This is a genomic window from Pedobacter sp. 01N416, assembly GCF_056399685.1.
In genome coordinates, this window is sequence record NZ_JBFTRT010001137.1 from 1 (window position 1) to 384 (window position 384).

Sequence of the window (384 nt, forward strand, 5' to 3'; positions counted from 1 at the left end):
GTTCAGCCGGTAAAATAGAATTTACAACCAGGTTTCCAGATGTATAAGTTTCCATATCCATGTTCAGCCGGTAAAATAGAATTTACAACCAGGTTTCCAGATGTATAAGTTTCCATATCCATAGCCTTTGTTATGGTTACACCGTTGGGCAGGTTAAAAAGTAAATCTTCATGCAAAAGCTGATCTAGTTCCTCAATATCACCATGCTGTATGGCTGTTAATAATCTATCTTCATTTAAAACGATCTGTTTCCTGGTATTCATATTAATTGTTTTTTTCTTTAAATTACATCCAATTCTCGTTTTTACGCTCTACCTGATACAGCCAGTAATTTACCAGCTGTTTAATTTCGGTATAATTGCCATATTTAAAATGAATCTGACC

1 protein-coding gene is annotated in these 384 nt (G+C 34.1%); it reads right to left on the reverse strand.

The features are described from left to right. Positions 1-2: 2 nt before the first annotated feature. Entirely contained in the window at positions 3-263 is a 261-nt protein-coding gene (locus AC1DND_RS29595; RefSeq protein ID WP_477586630.1) for a nuclear transport factor 2 family protein, read from the reverse strand. Positions 264-384: the final 121 nt, after the last annotated feature.

What these genes read in the sequence shown, in the direction of transcription:
- AC1DND_RS29595 (WP_477586630.1), bottom strand. Translation starts at nt 263, where the DNA reads ATGAATACCAGGAAACAGATCGTTTTAAATGAAGATAGATTATTAACA.